This window comes from Pseudomonas sp. MF6767 (genome assembly GCF_016405475.1).
Taxonomy (GTDB): domain Bacteria; phylum Pseudomonadota; class Gammaproteobacteria; order Pseudomonadales; family Pseudomonadaceae; genus Aquipseudomonas; species Aquipseudomonas paracarnis.
Genome location: NZ_JAEKCY010000014.1, coordinates 1 through 22184 on the forward strand (window position 1 = coordinate 1; position 22184 = coordinate 22184).

A 22184-nucleotide genomic window follows, 5' to 3' on the forward strand; every position below is an offset into this window, starting at 1 on the left:
CGATTACATCGAGATGTTTTACAACCCAAAACGACGCCACAGTTTCAACAATCAGCTGTCACCGGTAGAGTTTGAAAAGCGTTACGCAGCGAGCCTGGAGAGTGTCTAGGAAACCCGGGGCGATTCACGGTCGCTACTTCGTAGTCAAAGGTCAGCTATGGCGCTGAAGCAATCCCGCGCTATCTGATGACCAGCGCCAGCAACTGGTGCAGGTGCTGATGGAGGCGCGGAGAGCCGTCAAGTAGCGAAGGCAACAAATCATGCAGATCAGATGCGCACCGCTCGAGCAGAAGTAGATCAGGCGAAAAGGGCACTAGGGGAGAGGGGCCCGGTATGGTGGAGCGACGGCAGCCCGGACTACAACCGCCACAAGGCTGTTAACACGCCCTATGCTGAGTGGTACCGCTCACTGCCCGAGCCGTAGCGATCATGCGCGTAAAGGCACAGATTTTGAGACCACCTATTGCTTGACGCTCGCCGCTACTAGTTCCGCGATGCCTTGTCGCACGGCATCGATGTTGTCGTCGAGAGTCGTCAGAGCACCATTCACATTTTCTACCACACTGCATGCTCCTCGATCACCCACCCATTTGGCTAGCTCTTCGACGGCGGCGCGTAACGCATCCTGGTTATGGCTGAGGCGCTCAAGGACTTCAGCGGCTGTCCGTAGCTCTTTCATGATTAGCGTGTCCTGGTAAGGTTGGCAGCAGACCTTGTATCACGGTTTCCCGCGGTAAAGCAGGCGTCTTGGTATTTCAAGATGCCGCCCTGGTCGTGTTCCGCTCCCCTCATTACGTTCACGCGAAAGCTGGAGAGTGTGCAGAAGAAGTTTGCCACTTATATTGATCCGCCTCGTGAGTAGGGTCGGTCGTGGCTTGTAACGGAGGTTGACTTTCATACTGTGTTTGCATGCAGCCTGAAAGTCCGAGCAGTGCTCCAATCTAATAGGTGTGGTACTGACTCTCTGACGTGCCTTCTCGGACTAGTGTAACTATCAAGATGATTTTTGCACGCACACAAAAGCTCCTTTCGGGGCTTTTTCGTTTTAGAATTCTTCGCCTTCGACATGGGATTAGTCACTCAGCCCTGCGGAAGAAATCAGTCCCATTTGATCACTCATCGCTGAGCTAAGATTCTTCAATCTTATGACCAAGTGAAGCGAGGGGCTATGGCAGTTGTGTTCTTTCTACCGTGGGTATCTGCTACCAAAGAGGTGCGAATAGCAGATCTTCGTTTGATCCCTTACGAGCGAGGTCGACTTCCGGGTGAGTTGCTGGGCATACCGCAGGAAGCTTTCGACGGCGTACTAGGCAACTACGGCGATCGAGGGTTCGGCTCTCAACCTTCACAGCCAATCCAGCAAGCCGCGGTCATCATTTGGGACGAAGACACACCGGGCCTTGAAGCCTCGGATGCCCAGATCCAGCAGCGACTGGTTCAGTGTTCGTATCTCGCATTCTCTGCCTTGGTAGGTCGGTCGCTGTGCTCCACTCTCGACTACTGCAACGCCGACACACTCCAGGTCGTTGCGCAGCGGTTTGATGTCGCGTCACCTGCTCATTCCTGTGTGACCACGCGCCGGCGTGACGGTGGAACACAAAACATGCTGGCGGGCAGGGGAGGGCTCAAGTTCATTCGCCCCTACCACGTCGACAACAGCTCGCGAATTACGCTCGACATCCCACTGCTTGAAGCACTACTCAAGCTACCTGTTGGGGAGCTTAAGGAACGTATCGACGAAGCGGTCGTTTCCTTCCTCAGAGCCAACACCGATGCGTCATCCATAGATGAACGATCCGAACTGATCCTGATGCGGGTCGCCATAGACACGCTGCTTGACGTTCCGCATGACAAAGCTGCCTTCCGCAGAGCCATCAACGAACACTTCGACGAGCTACCGAACCCGCCCATCTGGCATAAAGGGAGCCTGGACGAACAGTGGTGGTGCAAGCACTGGGACAAGCACGTAAATCGCCCGCTCGACGCCTGGGGTCACGATTTCTGTGCCGCTCGTAACGCGGCAGCTCATGGCCCCGCAAATGGTGAGAAGGGAAGCATCTGGCCTCGCCATAACCACCTCATTTTCTCCGCCTGGTTGCTGCCGCTGATCGTCAAAAAGCTACTTGTCCAAGCAGGGCTTTACGAGTTCACCGCCCAAGATAAGGTCGCGAGGGCGGGCTTTGAGACCTTCCTGGCGCACGATCTACTGGCCTTCACCGACAAGGACGAGAATAAGGTTTGGTGGCAAATAGCCGAGTCTGAGCTTTATATGCCTCTGTTTGCTGAGCAATTGCAGCGAGCATGCGAATGACGAACATGGTGTTGTGGACTTGAGTCAACGCGTGCTGATACGCAGTGGGATACGGGGAGGGAATCCGGGAGAGAAGTGAGATCTCGCTTGAAACCGCCCTCGACCCGGTGTGTAAACCAATTTTTTGATGTGTAAACCACCCAGCTTTACACGTCAAAAAACTGGTTTACACATTTTCCTGAGACGCCAGCCTCAGGCCAACATAACCACCTGCCGGGATCTTAGTAATAGGCACGCCTGAAACTGGCACCAGGCTCGCCTATAAGGGGGGAGACAGTGAACGGATGGCGATGGTGTAGTCTAGGATCAGACCTCAGCAGGAGCGTACTCATGAGCACTTTGCCCCCCGATCAACAGGCCCGTTATTTGGAAGTTCTCGACGCCGCGAAGCGTTTGTATAGCGGCGATATCGACGCAGCCATGCACTGGATGTCACGTCCGGTAAAAGCATTTGGCGGCAAAGCTCCTGCCGCTATGGTCACTACCAGGTTAGAGACTGAAACGGTTATCGAGTTTATCAGGCGCTTGGAGCATGGGTTTATCGCCTGATTGGCCGCGAATAGCGCTCTAGAGGCGTGTCGCCTGAAAATTTGAGGCGCTTCAAGTAAGCCTCGACAGCTGTAGCGCCGCGCTCACCACTTGCAGGGCCCTGCGGTTCGCAGTCTGCGCACTGGCCAGGCAGCCGACTACCGCTCGTCGGTGAATACGCGAAAATCTTGCCGCTCATTAAGTATTAAATTGACGCTGACCGGACGATGTTAGACACAACAATACAATGTATAAGCGCTGTTTAAAAATTCATTCTTCAGAATTCGACCTATAGGAAAATCTACCTAGGACTGAACTGTAAGCGCCGAGCTAGAGACACTAGCTTCGCTGAGTGGATAACTTCAATATATAGATTATGCGCCTATAATAACTTGCAGGAGAGCGTTTAACAGCCTGACTTCTGCGGACTATCTCGACAGAGATGAATGTAAAACCTTAATGCCCGATGCAACCTCTACCTTTGACAAGGCACCATGATGCTCTACGCTACCCTCTACCGTTTGATAACAGTATTGAACTGAAGGAGGACAAGTGATCTATAATAAAACGAACACCAAAGGAGTCTTTCAAAGTATCTCTGAGAGCGTGGCTGGCTTCAGTAAACGAAGCATTAGCGGTTCGTACAAAAACCAGAGAGAAATTGCCTTCAGGTCTAAGGATAAAAGGATACCACTGGCCATCCTCGATATCTACTCCACCGTACTGCGGGCTTCGACAAGGGAGGGTTTCGACGCGTACCAGGTACATGAAGTATTCCGAACTGCGAGCCTGGAGTACTCTGTCGGCCTGATAACCTTAATACTCGAAAAACCCTTCAACAACCTCGATCTCAGGAAGTCCTACTTTCAGCTGTCAAGCTTTGGAAATATGGGCTTTGAACGTTCCCCGTCGCCACCTATGGATATTCTTCAGGGGCCAGGCTCCGTTGCCTTCAGAACACTGGCGCATATGAAAAATCAAAATCAGCGACCGGTATATGCATGGATTATTGATGCCGGCGAGGATTACCTAGGAGCTTCATGGGCCGGCTTTACATATGCACTACTAGAACATTTGGTTAAGGATGAGCTTGTAACAGGCGCCCTTCGCTCCAAGCTATTGGCTCGAGACCTTGGCTTGTAGTAGCGGTATGGCCAATGTATCGCTAGAACTGTGGCACACCAAACGTATTTCACGCCGCATCAATGCGCTGAATTACGCTGGACTCTATAGCCAGTCCTTCACTGACTAACTATGTCAGCACGGCTAACACGTCTGGGTATAGGATTTTTTGATGAGCCGAGGAGGGTGGTCGTATTCTGCGACTTGACTAGCGAGATGTATCTTGTGGCATATCTAAATTCCTAATCCGTCAGCCCAGAAAAAATATTAATATTGATCGACTCCATAACCAGTAGTGAGTTACAGACGTTATCACACCAGTCCATGATTCGAGCCGCGCGCAAGCCCCTTTCTTGATCGCCGCCCGGAATGTGGACAAATGGAGTCCAACTGGGATTTGGCTGCACACCCATAGCTCCCGCGTCCAGCCTTGCTCGTGCATAACTACCTATCCAACTCGCCGGTGGAGCAAGACAAAACGCGTAAAACTCATACGCATCAAACGCGGTTAGTGAATAAAGGCTCTTACCTTTTACATAAATTGACCACAGTAGTAGCTTCTCAAGCGCCACCAGCTTTAACCGATCGGCACTGCATGATCGATAAATCCGAAGGATCTCAAACGACTCCACCGCAATATTGAATAAACTTTTTGGAAAACAGTTTTTAGCATAAGCCTGTGCTTGGGGCTTTGAAAGAACGAATACTTCCCTATGTCGCATCCCAAACAATGGAGGCGGGCACTCCTGTAAGTGATAGCCGACATCCTGATCCGCATGGGCTTGTTGATGAACGTCCTTACGCGGCATCGAAAGCTGCTTACGCTTCCAGCCCAATCGATACTGGCGCGAACTCTCGCTCTTTGAGGTAGCAGGGGCTGACGGATCGACCCCGCTGCGATGAAAACCCAAGGCTCGATCAAGCAAAACACTTGGAGAACAATCCAAGCCAGACATTATGGGAAGCCTACACATCACCTTGTTTAGCAAGGCTTGAGTGAGTATTGGATCGATTTCCTCCGGGGATGGAACGGCGGTCAGGCCCAGGCTGCGCCTATATCTGTAAATCTCATCTACGAGGGCTTGGTGGACGGGGATTTGATAGTCCCGTAGATGACCTCGCATGATAAAGCATGGATTGCTGGAGTCTATTGATGAGAAACACGCCATCGAAAGGAGGCTGCGCTCTGAGCGCCATTCCTTGAAACTCAGGCGAAGGTGATAGCAAACCGAGAAAACGAACAAACTACGCTCAGATACTTTAGTGCATGGCAGCAGGTTGGCGAGGTATTGGAGATACTTCAGGGCCCGAGAATCGTCAAGTTCGCTGAACGGCGCTCGCGGTGCTCTGAACAGATCGGATCTCGACAGCCTGGGTTGCGTACCCAATTCTGGGCTCAAAAATTTGAAAAACCGATTAATCACGTACCCCAGTTCAGGGTCTGTTATCGACTGCCCAAATGGTTTCCAGTCTCCGCCATGGCACTCGGCGCCTGCGTTGGTAACGAATCGCGCTTTCCGAGTACCAATCCATGACTCTGGCGGCTCTGCGCAGAAGGCGCTGAAGTCCCTGATATCGGATGCCGTGAACTCGTCCAATGGCTTCCTCGCAATACAGATCGCCCAGAGGACAAACTTTTCGAGGAACGCCACGATGCGAGATTTGCTTCTTAGACCGGACGAAAGGCTCTGAGCGTAGCGGCAAAAATGCTCGTAGGTTTCGACTGCGGCGATGTTTGCTGGGAACAAGGCCAGATAACTGTAAATCAGGGCCGATTGGGACGCGGAGCGCCCATCGGCTTCGGCGCTGTCGTTGACGTTGGCTTTGGTACAACATGCGGTTTCACCGCAGTCTGTGAGAATTGATCTTGGGATCACCTTGACGTCCTTGATGGGGCCGATTACGGCGATGCTTCGGCCCAATGTAGCCAAGTCTCGAGGTTTAGCAATCCTTCAAGATAAACGAATGGGGCAACCCATCATTATTCCGTTTTGGTTCCAACGTCGATGACCAGGCGTTCGAAATTAAGCCAAGAGAAATACACAGATTTCAGTTGGTTAGGTTCGCCAGAGACGGAGGCTGCATCATTTTTCCGTTTTGGTTCCGGCAGGTGTCAGGATGCAAAAAAACGAGCTTACGCCGTTGGGGCATTCCGTTTTGGGTTCGACAGTGCCTGGCTGTAGTTCAGGCTTCACCTAAGCTGTCGCGGGCAACGTGTTGAGAGGAGATTGTTTCCGGCGATACGACAAGGTTCCGCTTTGGTTTCAACGCTCACATCATTGGGAGAGTAGGCGTAATAACGAATTCGTCGAATCAGTGACTTACGTCGCTTATGAACATATCCGACATAATACATTATTTAACATAATATACATTATGCGAACCGTCCTATGCGGAGCTGGGGGGCTCTGGTGGTCAGATTTCGAGCCTGGCACAGGCTTCGATCACTTGGCAGCAACCCGTACCTGGATATCAGTAAAGCGTAAGTCAAACAGGCTCGCGACACCTGACGACAACTCCGTCACGGTTGGCTTATCCGAGCACGTCATGAGAATCTACACGCTCAAACTACAGCTACCGATAATTGAGGTCATGGATGAAATTCAAGTTGTCCTTCACGCGCAAGAACAAATCAGACTCAATGGAAATGGACATTTTCACACTTGAAGTCGATGCTCATGTTGAGCCAAAACGAATCGCTGATTTTGATCAAGGCACAGCTTCAGTTAGCTTTGGATACCCAGGAATCACTGAGGAATACAGTATTGTCAGTCCACCTACCCAAGATGACCTAGTAGTTTTGGAGCTGGCCGGCAAACCGATTTTCAGGCTTTGGCAGCGAGATTCGGATGATTTGAGCATTGGTGCACCGATTACGGTGAGCCAAGGCGAATTCGACCAGACTCAGGGCAGTGTTACCCGACGAACCTGGTGATACACGCGTAAATTAGATGGAGGGCCATGAATTCTGGTCCCTTCGCCTCCGTACATATTCATATGCATTATAACTAAACTAAATGACTATTTAGTTTAGTTATATCTGATCGTTATCCATCAAAGCCTAAACCGATCCACCGACTGCGATAGCTTCCCCGCCAAACTCGACAATTCATCCGTCGTCGACGCCGTCTCGCCAATCACCCGACTGTTACTTTCCGACATCCCCGCAATCCTCTCCACCTGATGAGCAATCTCATTACTGGCCAAGCTCTGTTCACTGATGGTGCGAGAAATATCATTGACCAATTCAGTAGTGCTCAACGTGGCCTGGAGGATCTCGCGAATGGCGCGTTCCACTTCGGCAGTCACCGCCATGCCCTTGTCCACTTGGGCAACACCCTCCTCCATGCTGATCACCGCTTCACGGGTGTTTTGCTGGATACTGCCGACCATGCTGGCGATTTCCTGGGTGGAGGCGCTGGTGCGTCCGGCCAGGCTGCGCACTTCGTCGGCCACGACTGCAAAGCCGCGCCCTTGTTCACCGGCGCGGGCGGCTTCGATGGCGGCGTTCAGGGCCAGCAGGTTGGTCTGGTCGGCAATCCCTTTGATCACCTGGATAATGCTGTAGATCGCCTCGGACTCCTTGTCCAGCGTGCGGATCACTTGCGCCGACTGTTGGGCAGAACGGGCGATGCCGTCCATGTCGCTGACCACCTGGTGGATAACCCGGCCGCCGTCCTTGGCCAGGGTTTCAGCCTGACTGGCCATGTCCAGGGCACGTTGGGCGTGACGGGTGATTTCTTCGATACTGGCGGTCATTTCGCTCGCGGCGGCGGCCATGGTGCTGGCGGCGACGCTTTGTTGCTGGCTGCTGCCTGCCACTTCATGGCAACCCTGGCTGAGGCGCTCGCTCATGCCATTCACGCCATGGGCATTGCTGCGAACCACTTCGATCATGCCGCGCAAATCCCGCTGCATCGTCGCCAGGCTGCGAATCAGTGCACTGGCTTCGTCCTGGTTCTTGGGTTCGGCAATCGGCTCGCTCAGGTTGCCATGGGCAATGCTCTGGGCAATACGGCTGGCGGTGCGCAACGGCCCCATGATGCTCAGGGTCACCCAACGTCCTTGTGCCAGCAGCAACAGCAGGCTCGCCCCCAATACAATAATCAAGGTCCAGTTAGCGTTACTGATGGTTTGCCGGGTACCGGTGCTGGTGAGTTGGGTATTGTTTTCGATCAGTTCGCTCAACGCCGCCATTTGTTCTTCCAACTGGCTGAACGCGGCATTGAAGGTCTGCAGTTCCCCTCGTGCGGCCTCTGGATTCTCCAGGGCCAGCGCGACGATGCGCTCGCCGGCACTGATGTAGGTGTCCAGGCTGGGTTTGATTTTTTCCAGGCTGGCCTTGATCGAGGCGTCCAACGGCAGCTTGAGATTGTCCGCCAGCACCTCGCGAAAGTGCTCGGCATGCTCCTTGATCGAGCTGTTGACCTCGGCCGGCGTACTGGTGCTTTTGCTCAGCCCGACCAACATCGCCGACAGTACATCCGCACGCAGGGCGTCGTGCATCATGTCGGCTTCCATGTGGTTGCGCAGTACCGTCATGCTGACGTCGTTGTCCTGTACCGCATCGGCCATCCGCGTATTGCCCAGGTAGCCAGCCAGGCTCATGATCAAAGCCGTGAGCAACCCGGTCGCAATCAACAGCACCAAGCGTAATTTGATCGTCATAGTGGTACCCCGTGCCAGGAACGCCGGTTGGGAACCCAACCGTTTCAATGTCGCTGCTAGCTGTATCGGCAGCTGTTGCTTGTTAGTGAAGCCTAAGTTTGCGGATCTGCGCGGTTCCCTTAAGCTGACCGTCCGTTGCTCTACCTGGATCTGCCAAATGCCTCAACGTATCGCCCGTCTCGCCCTGTTGCTGGGCTTGATCACCGCCGTCGGCCCGTTTGCAATCGACATCTACCTGCCGGCGCTGCCCACCCTGGGCGCCAGCCTCCAGGCCTCGCCGGCGGCCGTGCAGATGAGTTTGACGGTGTTCTTTATGATTATCGGCGTGTGCCAGTTGTTCTACGGCCCCCTCAGCGATGTGTTCGGGCGTAAACCGCCGATTTATGCGGGCCTGGTGATCTTTGCCATTGGCAGTGTCGGCTGCGCGCTGGCACCGACCATCGAAGTGTTGATTGGCTTTCGTGCGGTGCAGGCGTTCGGTGCCTGTGCGGGGATGGTGATTCCACGGGCGATTGTCCGTGACCTGTACACCGGCCATGAAGCGGCGCGTCTGATGGCTTTGTTGATGCTGGTGATGAGTGTTTCGCCGATCCTCGCGCCACTGGCCGGTAGCGTGGTGATTTCGATCTGGAGCTGGCGCGAAGTGTTTGCCGTGTTGGCGGTGGTGGCCGTTCTGTGTCTGGTGATGACCGCAGTACAACTGCCAGAAACCCACCCGGCCGAGCGCCGCCTGGGCAAGACACTGGGCCAGGCGTTCGGCAGTTATGGCGCCCTCCTCCGCGACCCGGTCTTTACGGGCTTGTCGGTGGTGTGCGGGTTTGGTCTGGCCACCTTCTTCGTGTTCATCGGCAGCGCGCCCTTCGTGTACATCGAGTTTTTTGGCCTGACACCGACCCAGTTCAGCCTGTGCTTTGCGCTCAACGCGGCCTCGTTTTTCGCCATGAGCCAATTGACCGCCCGCCTCAGCGCCCGCTTTGGCCTGGCGCCGTTGATTCGCTGGTCGGTGGTGGGCGTGGCGGCGGTCATGAGCTTGCTGGCGGGCACCACACTGTGGGGTGACAGCCTGGGCTTGATGATGGGGCTGTTGTTTATCGGTTTCGGCTTTCTTGGCCTGCTATTGCCGGCGGCCGGGGTACTGTCGCTGGAGGATCATGGTGCGGTGGCAGGTTCTGCGTCTGCACTGCTGGGTGCGATCCAGATGGTCACAGCGGCTGTGGCGATGACCTTGGTGGGTATCTTTGCCGACCATACACCGGCGCCGATGTTGATCGGTATTGCGCTGTGTGCGCTTGCCGCGATGCTGACCACCTTGTGGACGTTGCGGCGCTTACCGGCTCACTTGACCTCAAGCGTCCCGCCTTCCTCTTGAGCACAGGAGCAGGCAGATTCAACATTCTGGTTGCCTGTGAGGCCCTCTTCGCAGGCAACCCAGCTCCCACATTTGAATCGTGGCGTATCCACAAGCCTACAAATCAAATCGGTCCACCGCCCGCCGGCGCTCATTGTCGTCACGCACGTCATAGCTGGCAGTGGTCTGGATGTTGGTGTGATGCGCCAGTTTCTGCGCAATCGACAAATCATGCTCCTCGATCACCCGGGTGATAAACGAACGACGGAAATCATGGGGCATGATCTTGACCCCCACTTGATCGCCGCGCTGGCGCGCGATGTAGTAAATCGCATGCTTGGTGATCCGCTCTCGGGTGATATGGCTGCCTCGCCGGATGCGGTTGAACAGGAAGCTGTCGTCCTGCTCGCCTTCCTTGAGGTGCTCGCGACGAAACGCCAGCCAGGCTTGCAGCTTGGCAAACGCCCAGTCCGGCGCGTACTTGACCAACTCTTTGTTGCCCTTGCCGATCACGCGCAAGCTGCGCTCGTCAAAGTTGACCTGTGCCAAGTCCAGGTTCACCGACTCCGACTTGCGCATGCCCGAGCCATATAACAGGCCGATCACCGCTGCATCCCGCAGGCCCTGGGGCCGAGGGTCGGCGGCGCAGACGTCGAGCATCTCGCGGATCAAGGTGCGACGCAGGTTGCGGCCCTGGCTCAGGCGCGTGCCAGGTGTGGCCTTGACCGAGCGCATCTTCAACAGGTGGTCCTGGCTGATCAAGCTCATGCGCCACGCTTCATTCATGACCCCGCGCACCGCATTCACATACAGCGACGAAGTGTTCGGCGCTAAGCCGTCCTCGCGCAAGGCAGCCACCAGTGCGATGACGTGTTCAGGCTGCAGCAGGTGCCAGTCAATCTCTTCGAGGTTGAGGTCTTCGAAACCCAAGCGGTCGGCGGCATCCTGCAGCACGTAGCGCATGGTCAGTTGGCTGGAAGGCGCCAGGCGGGTGAGATATAGGGTCAGTGGGTTGCAAATGGACTCGGTCAAGGTAGATCAGCCTTTGGATTAAATACACCGACCAACTATTTGATTAGTCGATGTATTTAGTGGATTGGCGAAGGCCGAGTCTAACCCAGGACCGGCCCTGGCACAAAATCACGGGGCCGATTCGTCGTCTTCGCTGGCTGCCTGGGGTTGGGCCTGGGATTGGCTCCAGTCAGCGTCCTGTTGCTGCATCAGCGCGAACCACTGCTGGCGCATAAAAGCGAGGTAACTGTCCGGCGCCTTGGCAAAGTCCTTCTCGTCGCCATAGCAGCCTGGCAGGGGCAGTTCGGTGCCCTGCTCCTTGTATTGGCTGACCAGCGCTTGCTGCGCCGCGACGCTGCAGTCGGTGGGCAGGGGCATGCCGCGCAAGGCACCAGCGTCCTCGTCCCACCAACTGGCGCCCACGCGGTCAAGGCCACGCAGACGATACTTCTCGGACTTGCCGGCATGCATGATCAACTTGAATTCGTTGGGGCTGACATCACTGGTGCAGGCCCGCGAATAACCGACCGTGGCCTGGGTATTGCCGTCGCCCAGCAGGTCGGTGACCTTGGTGGCAGCCCGGTCAAAGCGCAGCCCTGCGTCGAATTCGCAGTGCTGTACATCGTCGTACAGCATCCACACGCGCTTGGGGCGCTCGCCACCCAGCACGTATTGCGCCGCGTAGACAAAGGCCGATTGGGTACCATCGTCATCGCGCTCACCGACTTGCTCGGCGAGTACCAGCAGGTTTTTGCCTTGGCGGTCATCCCAGGTATAAGCCGCGACCTGCTTGCCGCGCACTTCCACCCCGTCCGGCACCTGGTCCAGTGGGGTCAGCGCGACGCCTTGATCGGCCCGCACGCTGGTGACACAGGCCACCGTCATCAACAATCCCATCAGCGCTGGCCGCAACTGGCCGCGTAAAAGCTGCACGCTATTCATCCGAGTACCCTGGCAAGAGAGGGCTTACTTTACCGGCACTTGAGCGCTAATGCAGAGAAGATTGTTGAAGGGCGAGCATTGGGCTGATCGCCTCGCTCAGATTGAACCAAGCGTCTTGTACGAAGCTCCGATGTCGCCCTGTGAGACCTACATGTAACGCCTTGATTACTTAGCTGAACCCAAGCTGTCTGCCTGTCAAATAAACGAGTTTTTCATCCGCCTTTCATATTCGTTGCACATTTTTGCGCTTAACCTTGTAGGCAACACTTGAGAGCAATCCGTGGATTATCGACTAACCTATTGAAAACGCATCATCTTTAGCCCCGTTTTGTAACCTGCGGGCTGTAGTTTTGCCCAATGAACGCTGCCGTTTTCACGCTTGAAGTCGCTTTAGCCCGAGGTCATGAATCTTTGAAACCCTACCCTATTCATTGCGTGTCGATCGTTATCCCGGTCTACAACGAACAAGAAAGCCTGCCTGAGTTGCTGCGTCGCACCACGGCAGCCTGCAAGCATCTGGCCTACGAATACGAAATCATCCTGGTGGATGACGGTAGCCGCGACAACTCGGCCCAACTGCTCGAAGACGCCGCCGCGGAAGACGGCAGCAATGTGGTAGCGGTGATCCTTAACCGCAACTACGGCCAGCACGCGGCGATCATGGCCGGCTTTGAACAGTGCCGTGGCGAAGTGGTGATCACCCTTGACGCCGACCTGCAGAACCCGCCGGAAGAGATCCCGCGCCTGGTCGAGCAAGCTGCCCTGGGCTACGACGTGGTTGCCACCGTGCGGAATAACCGCCAGGACTCGGCCTTCCGCCGCTGGCCGTCGCGCTTGATCAACCTCGCCGTGCAACGTTCTACCGGCGTGGCCATGACCGACTACGGCTGCATGTTGCGTGCCTACCGCCGCACCATCGTCGACGCCATGCTCGCCTGCCGTGAGCGCAGCACGTTCATTCCTATCCTGGCCAACGGCTTCGCCCGCCACACCACGGAAATCCTGGTGCACCACGCCGAACGTGAGCACGGCGAATCCAAATACAGCACCATGCGCCTGATCAGCCTGATGTTCGACCTGCTGACCTGCATGACCACCACGCCCTTGCGCCTGCTGTCCATCGTCGGTTTCAGCCTGGCGGCGCTGGGCGTGCTGTTTGCCTTTGCCCTGATCGTCATGCGCCTGGCCTTCGGCGCCGACTGGGCCGGTGATGGCCTGTTCGTGCTGTTTGCGGTGTTGTTTGTGTTCACCGGTGGCCAGTTCATCGGCATGGGCCTGCTGGGCGAATACCTGGGCCGCATGTACAGCGATGTACGTGCCCGCCCACGCTTCTTTATTGAAAAAGTGCTGCGCAACCAACCGGCAGCACCGGCTCCAGTCGTCGTGGTCGACGGCCTGGTGTCTTCCCATACTTCTACTTCTTCTTCGGATCAGGTCCAGTCATGAGTTCAAAAGCTGTTGTATTCGCCTACCACGATATTGGCTGCGCAGGCATTGAAGCGCTGCTCAGCGCCGGTTACGACATTGCCGCCGTGTTCACCCATGCCGATGACCCCAAGGAAAACAACTTCTACGGTTCCGTCGCCCAACTTTGCGCCCGCAATGGCATCCCGGTACATGCACCGGAAGACGCCAACCACCCGCTGTGGATCGAACGCATCGCCAAGCTGAACCCGGAGTACATCTTCTCGTTCTACTACCGCAACCTGCTGAGCGAGCCGCTGTTGGCCACCGCCCGCAAAGGCGCGTTCAACCTGCACGGCTCGTTGCTGCCTAAATACCGTGGCCGCGCCCCGGCCAACTGGGTGCTGGTCAACGGCGAAACCGAAACCGGCGTGACCCTGCATCGCATGGTCAAGCGTGCCGATGCCGGCGCCATCCTGGCCCAGCAAAAAGTCACCATCGAGCGCAGCGATACCGGCCTGAGCCTGCACGCCAAGCTGCGTGAGGCGGCCACTGCCCTGTTGCGCGATGCTCTGCCACAGCTGGCCCAGGGCAAGCTGAGCGAAACCGCCCAGGACGAGAGCAAAGCCACCTACTTCGGTCGTCGCACCGCCGCCGATGGCAAGCTGGACTGGAAAAAACCTGCCGAGCAACTGTTCAACCTGGTACGCGCAGTGACCCAGCCGTACCCCGGCGCCTTCTGCGCCGTGGGCGAGCACAAGCTGATCGTGTGGCAAGCCGACGTGGTCAAGGGCAACGAAGGTTTGGCGCCTGGCCGTGTAATCAGCGTCAACCCGCTGCGCATTGCCTGCGGTGAAGATTCCCTGGTGGTCAAGTTCGGCCAGCGCAACGAAAACGGCCTGTACCTGGCCGGCCCGTCCCTGGCCGATGAACTGGGCCTGGTAGACGGTTCCGTGCTGCGCGGCGCCGAGTCGGGCCGCAAGCCGCGCCGTACCCGTGTGCTGATCCTGGGCGTGAACGGTTTTATCGGTAACCACCTGTCCGAGCGCCTGCTGCGTGACGACCGCTACGAAGTCTATGGCCTGGACATCGGCTCCGACGCCATCGAGCGCCTGCGCAGCCACCCGAACTTCCATTACGTGGAAGGCGACATCAGCATCCACACCGAGTGGATCGAGTACCACATCAAGAAATGCGACGTGGTGCTGCCGCTGGTGGCCATCGCCACGCCGATCGAATACACCCGTAACCCGCTGCGCGTGTTCGAACTGGACTTCGAAGAAAACCTCAAGCTGGTGCGCTACTGCGTCAAGTACAACAAGCGCGTGATTTTCCCGTCGACCTCCGAAGTCTATGGCATGTGCCAAGACCAGTATTTCGACGAAGACACCTCCAACCTGGTGGTGGGCCCGGTCAACAAGCAACGCTGGATCTACTCCGTCTCCAAGCAACTGCTGGACCGCGTGATCTGGGCCTACGGCGACAAGGGCCTGAAGTTCACCCTGTTCCGTCCATTCAACTGGATGGGCCCGCGCCTGGACCGCCTGGACTCGGCGCGTATCGGCAGCTCCCGCGCCATTACCCAGCTGATCCTGAACCTGGTGGAAGGCACGCCGATCCGTCTGTTCGACGGTGGTGAGCAGAAGCGTTGCTTCACCGACATTGCCGACGGCATCGAAGCCCTGGCGCGCATCATTGATAACGACAATGGCGTCTGCGACGGCCAGATCATCAACATCGGCAACCCCGAAAACGAAGCCAGCATTCGCCAGTTGGGCGAAGAACTGCTGCGTCAGTTCGAGGCTCACCCACTGCGCCACAATTTCCCGCCGTTCGCCGGTTTCCGCGACGTCGAGAGCAAGGCGTTCTACGGCACAGGTTACCAGGACGTGGCGCACCGCAAGCCGAGCATCGAAAACGCCAAGCGCCTGCTGAACTGGGAGCCGAGCGTGCAGATGAGCGAAACCATCGGCAACACGCTCGATTTCTTCTTGCGTGAAGCCATGCTTGAAATTGCGGATAAAAAGTAATGCAGGCAGGTCTTCGCATCGACGTCGACACCTACCGCGGCACCCGTGAAGGTGTGCCACGGTTGCTCGACTCCCTGGCCGAAGCTGGGGTCAAAGCGACGTTCTTCTTCAGTGTCGGGCCGGACAACATGGGGCGCCACTTGTGGCGCCTGATCCGCCCGCAGTTTTTGTGGAAGATGCTGCGTTCCAACGCTGCCGGCCTGTATGGCTGGGATATTTTGCTGGCCGGCACCGCCTGGCCAGGCAAGCCGATTGGCCGCGACCTGGGGCATTTGATGCGCCAGGCCAAGGCCGCCGGGCATGAAGTCGGCCTGCACGCCTGGGACCACCATGGCTGGCAGGCCAACACCGGGCGTTGGAGCGAGGCACAGCTGGTCGAGCAGATTCGGCGCGGCGTAGACACCTTGAGCGACATCCTCGGCGAGCGCGTCGACTGTTCAGCGGCCGCCGGCTGGCGTGCCGATGAGCGCGTGGTGCAAGCCAAGCAAGGCTTCAACTTTCGCTACAACAGCGATTGCCGGGGCACCAGCCTGTTTCGACCAACCTTGGCCGATGGCAGTGCGGGCACCCCACAAATTCCGGTAGACCTGCCGACCTTCGACGAAGTCGTCGGGCCGGTGGTGGCTGCCAACGATTTCAACCGTTTCATTCTCGACAGGTTCAGCGCGTCGAAGCTGAACGTCTATACGATCCACGCAGAAGTAGAAGGGATTCTGATGGCCAATGATTTTCGCCAGTTGCTCGCCCAGGCAGGGCAGCGCGGCATTGATTTCAAACCCTTGGGCGAACTGTTGCCCACGGATGTGACCACCCTGCCCCAGCAACAGCTGGTACGCGGCGCCTTGAGCGGCCGCGAGGGCTGGCTTGGAGTACAGCAGGCATGATCCGCCGCTGGGCCTTGCCCCTGCTCCTGCTCGCGTTTGCGGTGTTCTACCTGCTGCCGTTGGCCACCCATGGCCTGTGGATTCCCGATGAAACCCGCTATGCACAAATCAGCCAGGAAATGCTGATGACCGGCAAGTGGGCCTCGCCGCACTTCATGGGGATTCGCTACTTTGAAAAACCTGCGGCCGGCTACTGGATGATCGCGCTGGGCCAGGCGATCTTCGGCCAGAACCTGTTCGGCGTACGGTTTGCCTCGGCGTTGAGCACCGGCTTGAGCATTCTGCTGGTGTATCTGGTCTCTCGCCGGTTGTGGAATGATCCGCAAAAAAGCCTGGTCAGCACGTTGCTCTACATGAGTTTCGTCAGCGTGGCTGCGCTGGGCGGCTATGCCAACCTGGACCCGCAGTTCACTTTTTGGGTCAACCTGACCGGCGTGGCCTTGTGGTTCTGCTTCGACAGCACCACGCGGCGTGCGCGCTTGTGGTCCTGGGCCTTGCTGGGCCTGGCGTGCGGCATGGGCTTCATGACCAAGGGCTTCCTGGCCTGGTTGCTGCCGGTGCTGGTCGCCCTGCCCTACGCCGTCTGGCAAAAACGTTTTGGCGAGTTGTGCAAATTTGGCCCTGTTGCCGTGGTGGTGGCGATTGCGGTCAGCGTGCCGTGGGCCCTGGCTGTGCACCTGCAAGAGCCGGACTACTGGCATTTCTTTTTCTGGCACGAGCACATCCAACGCTTTGCCGGTGAAGACGCCCAGCACGCCGAACCTTTCTGGTATTACTTGCCGCTGCTGGTAGGGTTCGCACTGCCGTGGGTTGCGCTATTGCCGTCCGCGTTCAAGCAGGCCTGGCTGCAACGGCGTGTGCCGAAAACCGCGTTCCTGCTACTGTGGCTGTTGATGCCCCTGGCCTTTTTCAGCTTGGCCAAAGGCAAGCTGCCCTCCTACATTATGCCGTGCATGCTCCCCCTCGCCTTGCTGATGGGCTCGGCCCTGAGCGACAAACTGGCTCAAGGCCACGACCGCGTTCTGCGCATCAATGGCTGGTTGAACCTGGTGATCGGCGTGCTGGTCTTGCTGGCCCTCAGCTGGTTCCAGTTGAAGAAGCCGGTATACGAACCGGGAGAAGAAACCCTCAGCCTGGTGCTGGTGTTCATCTTTTTGTTCGGTTGGATCGTGGTCAATCTGCTGCAAGCGGCGCGCCCTTTGGCATTGTGGGCCGCGCCGCTGATCGGCAGTGGATTGCTGGTGCTGCTGGTGCCTGCGGCGTTGCCTCATTCGGTGGTTTACAACAAGACCCCGGACCAGTTCATCATTGATCACATCGACGAATTGCAACCCAGCGTTGCCCTGCTGAGCAACGACCTGGGCGCCGCCTCGGCGCTGTCCTGGCGCCTCAAGCGTCCCGATATCACGCTGTACAACACCTCGGGTGAGGTCAAGTACGGCCTGGCTTACGAGGATACGGCCCCGCGTCTGGTCGACCGTAACCGCATCCAGGCGTGGATGGCCGAAACCCGGCGTACCGGCGCGGTGGGCGTGGTGATGCGCGTCAATAGCACCGGCGAAAAAGAAGAACTCGCACTGCTGCCCACTGACGGCAAGCGTTATGCGCAAGGCAAGATCGTGATCCTGATTTTCCCGCAGGTCGCGCCATGATCACCCTGCTGCTACTGCTCACGGCCTGCCTGCTGACCTGCATGGGCCAAGTCTCGCAAAAATTCGCCGTGGAAAGCTGGCGCGACGTGCCGGACGGCTGGGCACCGAAACTGCGCTCACCGTGGTTGTGGTCGGCGCTGGTGTGCCTGGGCCTGGGCTTGCTGGTGTGGCTGCTGGTGTTGCAGCGCCTGGAAGTCGGCATTGCCTACCCCATGCTCAGCCTGAATTTTGTGCTGGTCACGCTGATGGCGCGCTTTGTGTTTCATGAACCCATTGATGCTCGTCATTGGCTGGGCGTGGGGCTGGTGATTGCCGGCGTGGTCTTGCTGGGGCGCCAGGTATGAGTCGCGTGCGGGGTTTCGCCCTGGCTTTGGGCAGTGTCGGCCTGGTGAGTGGTGCCCAACTGGGCATGCGCTGGAGCATGACGCGCCTGCCGCTTCCCACGCAATGGCTGGCTGCCTTCACGGATAACAGCATCGACCTGGGCGCCTTGGGCGTGGTGATCCTGGCGACCATCGCCTATGCGCTGTCGATGCTGTGCTGGCTCGGCGCACTGAAGCACTTACCCCTGGGCCGCGCTTATTCGCTGCTCAGCATCAGTTACGCGCTGGTGTATTTGCTGGCCGCCAGCCTGCCGGCGTTCAACGAAACTTTTTCGCTTTCAAAAACCTTGGGGGTGGCCTTGGTCATCCTCGGCGTGCTGGTTATCAACTCTCGTCGTGCTAGCACCTCAAGTCCCAGGAATACCCCATGAAAATCAGTGTATTTGGTAGTGGTTACGTTGGTCTGGTCCAGGCCACTGTATTAGCCGAAGTCGGTCACGATGTCATTTGCATGGACGTTGACAAGCACAAGGTCGAATCGCTGCAAAAAGGTCACGTGACTATCTTTGAGCCGGGCCTGGCAGCCATGGTCAAGGACAACCTGGAAAGCGGGCGCCTGCGCTTTACCCACGACGAAAAACTCGCCGTCGAGCACGGTGAAGTGTTGTTTATTGCCGTGGGCACGCCGTCGGATGAAGACGGCTCTGCCGACCTGAAATACGTGCTGTCGGTGGGTGATGCGGTCGCCCGCCATCGCGTGGCGCCGGTGATCCTGGTGGAGAAATCCACCGTACCGGTCGGCACTGGCGACACATTGCGCGACCACATCCTCAACAACCTGAGCGCCGCCGGCCGTGAGCTGCAGTTCGATATCGTCTCCAACCCGGAATTCCTCAAGGAAGGCTCAGCCGTTGCCGACTGCCGCCGCCCGGACCGGATCATCATCGGCTGCGAGCGTGAAGAGGTGCGCGACGTGATGCGCGACCTGTACGCGCCCTTCAACCGCAACCACGATCGCATCATCTTCATGGACCTGCGCAGCGCCGAACTGACCAAGTACGCCGCCAACTGCATGCTGGCCACCAAGATCAGCTTCATCAACCAGATCGCCGAGTTGGCTGAACACCTGGGTGCCGACATTGAGTCGGTGCGCCTGGGCATCGGTGCCGACTCACGCATCGGCTACCACTTTATCTACCCTGGCTGCGGTTATGGCGGCTCGTGCTTCCCCAAAGACATGCGCGCCCTGATCTACAGCGCCAAGCAGGCCAACTGCTCCAGCGACCTGCTCGAAGCCGTGGAAGCCATCAACCAGCGCCAGAAGAGCAAGCTGTTCGAGCGCATCAACGCGTTCTTCCAGGGCAACCTCAAGGGCAAGACGTTTGCTTTGTGGGGCCTGGCCTTCAAGCCCAACACCGATGACATGCGTGACGCCCCCAGCCGCGTGCTGATGGAAGCCCTGTGGGCTGCCGGGGCCAATGTGCGCGCCTTCGACCCTGAAGCCATGCAGGAAACCCAACGCATCTACGGCGATGACCCGCGCCTGATGCTGATGGGCACCCCGGAATCCACCTTGGGCGGCGCCGATGCGTTGATCGTGTGCACTGAATGGCAGCAATTCAAGGCGCCGGACTTTGACCTGATTCACCAGCGCCTGAAAACCCCGGTGATCTTCGACGGCCGTAACCTGTACGACGGCGAGCGCCTGACGCGCAAAGGCTTCAAGTACTTCCCCATCGGCCGCGGCGACTCCTGCGAGTTACCGATCCCCCAGCAAAACTGGGTGGAACAGGTCAAGGACGCTTGCTAAGTGAACATCGCCTTACCGTCCGGGCAGCGTGCAACGATCCGTCGCCAGTCCCTGGGGCTTGGGCTCTTGGCGCTGCTGCTGTTTATCGTCGGCAACTGGCACCAGGCGATCATCGGCTTTGATTCGCGCTTTGTGCTGTTTGCCCAGGAAATGCTGCGCCATGGCCCGAGTTTCTTTCCCACCACCTATGGTCAGCCGTATGCCGATTACCTGGCAACGTCGACCCTGCTGACATGGCTGCTGTCGTTGCCCTTGGGTCAGGTCACCAGCCTGACAGCGTGGCTGCCCACGGCGGTCGCGTCGGCGCTGATCGTGGTGCTGGTCTATCGCCTCACCGCGCCCTACTCGCCGCGCTGGGGCCTGCTGAGCATTGCGATGCTGCTGCTCAGCAGTACCTTCGTCAGCGAAACCCGCGCAGTCTCCCTCGACCAGATGCTCGCCGCCGTGGCGTTGGCGGTGTTCTACCTGGGCTATGCCCATGACCATTTCGCTGCAGCCAAGCGCCTGCATTGGGTGTTTTTTCTGCTGCTGTTGGGGTTTGCCATTCGTGGCCCGATTGGCCTGGTGATCCCCACGGGCGTGTTGTGCAGCTACTACCTGATCAACCGTCAGTGGCGCCAGCTGTTCAGCTTCGGCCTGCTGGCACTGGCGCTGCTGGCGGCGTGCGTCGGCCTGTTGTTGCTGCTGGCCAAGCTCAGCGGCGGCGAAGACTTCATGCATGATGTGATTCGCATGCAGTTCCTGGGGCGAATGGATGGCAGCGAAGGCTCCGGCGGCGTCCTGTATTACTTCACCAGTTCCCTGGGCAACTACGCCCTGGCCTATCCACTGGCATTGTTAGTGCTGCTGGCGGTGCTGATGGACGGTCGACGCGCACCGGCCCCGGCCTTGAAGCTGGTGCTCTACTGCGCGGCAGCGGCTGTGCTGGTGATGCTGGGCCTGTCGGTACCTCAAGCCAAGAAAGCGCGCTACATCCTGCCGATGCTGCCGATGGCCGCGATCATTGCCGCGTACCCCTTCGCGGTCACGCAAGGGCGACAGTTTGCGTGGCTACGCGCCTTGATGCTGGGCATCTGGACGCTGTTGCCAACGCTGTTGGCCATTGGCTTGATGGTGGCGCGGCGGCGCTACCCGGAACCGCTGGCCGACCTTGAGCTGATCTTCGTCGTGCTCGGCACGCTACAGGTGCTGGCCCTGCTGGCATTGCTCCGCTCGCGGCTGCGCACCTACGGCCCCGCCTTGGCCGCCGTGCTCGCCCTCTGGACCACCTACATCATGGTGGTTGAACCCCTGGAACGTCAGGTGTACGACACCCGCACCTTCAGCCTTGCCGTCAAGGCGCACGTTCAGCAGCAACCGGCGCCGCTGGTGTTGCATGCACTGGGCAAAGACGCGAAAGCTATCAAGTTCATGGTCAACTTCGATTGCGACAAGGTGCCGCTGTTTACCCAACTGCCTGCCGAATTGAAACCGGTCCAGGCGCCGGCATGGTTGGTCATGAGCCAGGCTGACTTCCAGGCACTGGACGATCCGCGCCTGCGCTCAATCACGCCGACGCTCACCGCAGCGTTCGACAAAAATCCGTATGTGTTGCTGCACTTGGCAAAAGCCACGACGCCTTGAGTGCTATGCCCGCTGCACTGTAAGAAAGAACGCCCACTCCTCCACGAGTGGGCGACTTTCATCATAGGTACCAAGAAAACACCTACATTTGTTTGCGTAATGGCTGGTGCACTTTCCCTTCCGGTGCTCGGAGCCCAACTGTAGACTCGCTGCCACGTGCACTTACTATCTACCACCCGACCGCCAGGACTGCCCTGAAACGCTTGGGCCAGGGCACTTCATGACAACAAGGACGTTGTAGGCTGCCCGCGCGCGATGGCTTACTTCATCGAGAGGACAATGCCGTGCGAGAAAACCTGTTAACCCTCCCTTTACCCAGGCTGGATCGCTTGATGGCGTTGCGTGACGCACTGGTGGCGTTGAAGGGGCCGCTGGCCGACGATCCAAGGCTGCGCGAAGACCTGCAAGCGCGTCTGTTCAATGAAGAAACCCATAGTCGCGTGCTGGGCAAGATCAATCCGGCTACACCCGCAGACTCCGGGCCGATTACCTACGGCGAGGCCTTTTAGCTGCATTTATTTTGCATTT

At 57.8% G+C, this 22184-nt stretch carries 20 protein-coding genes and 2 pseudogenes; 16 read left to right on the forward strand and 6 right to left on the reverse strand.

Translation table 11 applies throughout. The annotated features are described in order from the left end of the window. The coding region (locus JFT58_RS20410) for an IS3 family transposase (protein WP_138762977.1) at window positions 1-109 on the forward strand (109 nt) is incomplete at its 5' end. Then, a pseudogene (locus JFT58_RS30365) lies at window positions 102-424 on the forward strand (hypothetical protein). The gene JFT58_RS20410 and the pseudogene JFT58_RS30365, both read left to right, overlap by 8 nt. 36 nt (window positions 425-460) lie before the next feature. On the opposite strand, the gene JFT58_RS20415 reads toward JFT58_RS30365, so the two are convergent. Beyond that, window positions 461-679 carry a hypothetical protein gene (locus JFT58_RS20415; protein ID WP_186572940.1) on the reverse strand — a complete coding sequence of 73 codons (219 nt, stop codon included), beginning with the start codon at window positions 677-679 and terminating at the stop codon, window positions 461-463. Between the two features lie 489 nt (window positions 680-1168). Here JFT58_RS20415 and JFT58_RS20420 point away from each other — a divergent pair, with 489 nt between their 5' ends. The 3 genes from JFT58_RS20420 to JFT58_RS20430 all read left to right on the forward strand — a co-directional run bounded on the left by JFT58_RS20420 (window position 1169) and on the right by JFT58_RS20430 (window position 3982). Next, window positions 1169-2311: a hypothetical protein gene (locus tag JFT58_RS20420; RefSeq protein ID WP_198834505.1), complete on the forward strand. Its 1143-nt coding sequence runs from the start codon at window positions 1169-1171 to the stop codon at window positions 2309-2311. A 330-nt stretch (window positions 2312-2641) separates the two neighbouring features. Beyond that, the gene (locus JFT58_RS20425) at window positions 2642-2860 is read left to right on the forward strand and encodes an antitoxin Xre/MbcA/ParS toxin-binding domain-containing protein (protein WP_186572936.1); all 219 of its coding nucleotides are present in this window, start codon (window positions 2642-2644) and stop codon (window positions 2858-2860) included. Between the two features lie 531 nt (window positions 2861-3391). Further along, window positions 3392-3982, forward strand: coding sequence for a hypothetical protein (locus JFT58_RS20430; protein WP_186572934.1), 591 nt, complete (start codon window positions 3392-3394; stop codon window positions 3980-3982). 221 nt (window positions 3983-4203) lie between these two features. On the opposite strand, the gene JFT58_RS20435 is transcribed toward JFT58_RS20430, so the two are convergent. Further along, window positions 4204-5838 (reverse strand): hypothetical protein, encoded by a 1635-nt coding sequence (locus tag JFT58_RS20435; RefSeq protein WP_198834506.1) that lies wholly within the window; start codon window positions 5836-5838, stop codon window positions 4204-4206. A gap of 719 nt (window positions 5839-6557) precedes the next feature. Here JFT58_RS20435 and JFT58_RS20440 point away from each other — a divergent pair. Continuing rightward, window positions 6558-6896, forward strand: coding sequence for a hypothetical protein (locus JFT58_RS20440; RefSeq protein WP_054896496.1), 339 nt, complete (start codon window positions 6558-6560; stop codon window positions 6894-6896). 119 nt (window positions 6897-7015) lie between these two features. On the opposite strand, the gene JFT58_RS30830 is transcribed toward JFT58_RS20440, so the two are convergent. After that, window positions 7016-7879, reverse strand: a complete 864-nt coding sequence (locus JFT58_RS30830; RefSeq protein WP_370694803.1) for a methyl-accepting chemotaxis protein — start codon at window positions 7877-7879, stop codon at window positions 7016-7018. Continuing rightward, window positions 7874-8629 (reverse strand): annotated as a pseudogene (locus JFT58_RS30835) (MCP four helix bundle domain-containing protein); the annotation flags it as partial. The pseudogene JFT58_RS30835 and the gene JFT58_RS30830, both read right to left, overlap by 6 nt. Window positions 8630-8786: 157 nt before the next feature. Here JFT58_RS30835 and JFT58_RS20450 point away from each other — a divergent pair. Then, the gene (locus JFT58_RS20450) at window positions 8787-9998 is read left to right on the forward strand and encodes a multidrug effflux MFS transporter (protein WP_054896498.1); all 1212 of its coding nucleotides are present in this window, start codon (window positions 8787-8789) and stop codon (window positions 9996-9998) included. A 96-nt stretch (window positions 9999-10094) separates the two neighbouring features. Here the strand turns inward: JFT58_RS20450 and JFT58_RS20455 are convergent, their stop codons facing one another. Together JFT58_RS20455 and JFT58_RS20460 are read right to left on the reverse strand one after the other, a co-directional pair. Beyond that, window positions 10095-11009, reverse strand: a complete 915-nt coding sequence (locus JFT58_RS20455; RefSeq protein WP_034127441.1) for a site-specific integrase — start codon at window positions 11007-11009, stop codon at window positions 10095-10097. Between the two features lie 108 nt (window positions 11010-11117). Further along, entirely contained in the window at window positions 11118-11930 is an 813-nt protein-coding gene (locus JFT58_RS20460; RefSeq protein WP_054896499.1) for a M949_RS01915 family surface polysaccharide biosynthesis protein, read from the reverse strand. Window positions 11931-12341: 411 nt separating this feature from the next. Between JFT58_RS20460 and arnC the strand changes: the two genes are divergently transcribed. The 9 genes from arnC (at window position 12342) to JFT58_RS20505 (ending at window position 22165) form a co-directional block, all read left to right on the forward strand. After that, a complete protein-coding gene (arnC, locus tag JFT58_RS20465) occupies window positions 12342-13376 on the forward strand; it encodes an undecaprenyl-phosphate 4-deoxy-4-formamido-L-arabinose transferase (RefSeq protein WP_054896500.1) in 1035 nt (344 codons plus the stop codon). Further along, entirely contained in the window at window positions 13373-15364 is a 1992-nt protein-coding gene (gene arnA / locus JFT58_RS20470; protein ID WP_054896501.1) for a bifunctional UDP-4-amino-4-deoxy-L-arabinose formyltransferase/UDP-glucuronic acid oxidase ArnA, read from the forward strand. Before arnC ends, arnA begins: the two co-directional genes overlap by 4 nt. After that, window positions 15364-16248, forward strand: a complete 885-nt coding sequence (arnD, locus tag JFT58_RS20475; protein WP_054896502.1) for a 4-deoxy-4-formamido-L-arabinose-phosphoundecaprenol deformylase — start codon at window positions 15364-15366, stop codon at window positions 16246-16248. Before arnA ends, arnD begins: the two co-directional genes overlap by 1 nt. Further along, window positions 16245-17900: a lipid IV(A) 4-amino-4-deoxy-L-arabinosyltransferase gene (gene arnT, locus JFT58_RS20480; protein WP_198834507.1), complete on the forward strand. Its 1656-nt coding sequence runs from the start codon at window positions 16245-16247 to the stop codon at window positions 17898-17900. Before arnD ends, arnT begins: the two co-directional genes overlap by 4 nt. Then, window positions 17897-18244: a 4-amino-4-deoxy-L-arabinose-phosphoundecaprenol flippase subunit ArnE gene (gene arnE, locus JFT58_RS20485; protein WP_054896504.1), complete on the forward strand. Its 348-nt coding sequence runs from the start codon at window positions 17897-17899 to the stop codon at window positions 18242-18244. The genes arnT and arnE overlap by 4 nt, the downstream gene beginning before the upstream one ends. Further along, window positions 18241-18654 carry a 4-amino-4-deoxy-L-arabinose-phosphoundecaprenol flippase subunit ArnF gene (gene arnF, locus JFT58_RS20490; protein WP_054896505.1) on the forward strand — a complete coding sequence of 138 codons (414 nt, stop codon included), beginning with the start codon at window positions 18241-18243 and terminating at the stop codon, window positions 18652-18654. Before arnE ends, arnF begins: the two co-directional genes overlap by 4 nt. Then, window positions 18651-20033, forward strand: coding sequence for a UDP-glucose dehydrogenase family protein (locus JFT58_RS20495; protein ID WP_054896506.1), 1383 nt, complete (start codon window positions 18651-18653; stop codon window positions 20031-20033). The genes arnF and JFT58_RS20495 overlap by 4 nt, the downstream gene beginning before the upstream one ends. Beyond that, window positions 20034-21656 carry an ArnT family glycosyltransferase gene (locus JFT58_RS20500; RefSeq protein ID WP_054896507.1) on the forward strand — a complete coding sequence of 541 codons (1623 nt, stop codon included), beginning with the start codon at window positions 20034-20036 and terminating at the stop codon, window positions 21654-21656. Between the two features lie 320 nt (window positions 21657-21976). After that, a complete protein-coding gene (locus tag JFT58_RS20505; RefSeq protein WP_254989728.1) occupies window positions 21977-22165 on the forward strand; it encodes a type VI secretion system contractile sheath small subunit in 189 nt (62 codons plus the stop codon). Window positions 22166-22184 lie beyond the last annotated feature (19 nt).

Excerpts from the sequence above, each read along its gene's own strand:
- JFT58_RS20415 (WP_186572940.1), bottom strand. The coding sequence starts at position 679 with ATGAAAGAGCTACGGACAGCCGCTGAAGTCCTTGAGCGCCTCAGCCAT.
- JFT58_RS20420 (WP_198834505.1), top strand. The coding sequence starts at position 1,169 with ATGGCAGTTGTGTTCTTTCTACCGTGGGTATCTGCTACCAAAGAGGTG.
- JFT58_RS20425 (WP_186572936.1), top strand. The coding sequence starts at position 2,642 with ATGAGCACTTTGCCCCCCGATCAACAGGCCCGTTATTTGGAAGTTCTC.
- JFT58_RS20440 (WP_054896496.1), top strand. The coding sequence starts at position 6,558 with ATGAAATTCAAGTTGTCCTTCACGCGCAAGAACAAATCAGACTCAATG.
- JFT58_RS30830 (WP_370694803.1), bottom strand. The coding sequence starts at position 7,879 with ATGCAGCGGGATTTGCGCGGCATGATCGAAGTGGTTCGCAGCAATGCC.
- JFT58_RS20450 (WP_054896498.1), top strand. The coding sequence starts at position 8,787 with ATGCCTCAACGTATCGCCCGTCTCGCCCTGTTGCTGGGCTTGATCACC.
- JFT58_RS20460 (WP_054896499.1), bottom strand. The coding sequence starts at position 11,930 with ATGAATAGCGTGCAGCTTTTACGCGGCCAGTTGCGGCCAGCGCTGATG.
- arnA (WP_054896501.1), top strand. The coding sequence starts at position 13,373 with ATGAGTTCAAAAGCTGTTGTATTCGCCTACCACGATATTGGCTGCGCA.
- arnD (WP_054896502.1), top strand. The coding sequence starts at position 15,364 with ATGCAGGCAGGTCTTCGCATCGACGTCGACACCTACCGCGGCACCCGT.
- arnT (WP_198834507.1), top strand. The coding sequence starts at position 16,245 with ATGATCCGCCGCTGGGCCTTGCCCCTGCTCCTGCTCGCGTTTGCGGTG.
- arnE (WP_054896504.1), top strand. The coding sequence starts at position 17,897 with ATGATCACCCTGCTGCTACTGCTCACGGCCTGCCTGCTGACCTGCATG.
- arnF (WP_054896505.1), top strand. The coding sequence starts at position 18,241 with ATGAGTCGCGTGCGGGGTTTCGCCCTGGCTTTGGGCAGTGTCGGCCTG.
- JFT58_RS20495 (WP_054896506.1), top strand. The coding sequence starts at position 18,651 with ATGAAAATCAGTGTATTTGGTAGTGGTTACGTTGGTCTGGTCCAGGCC.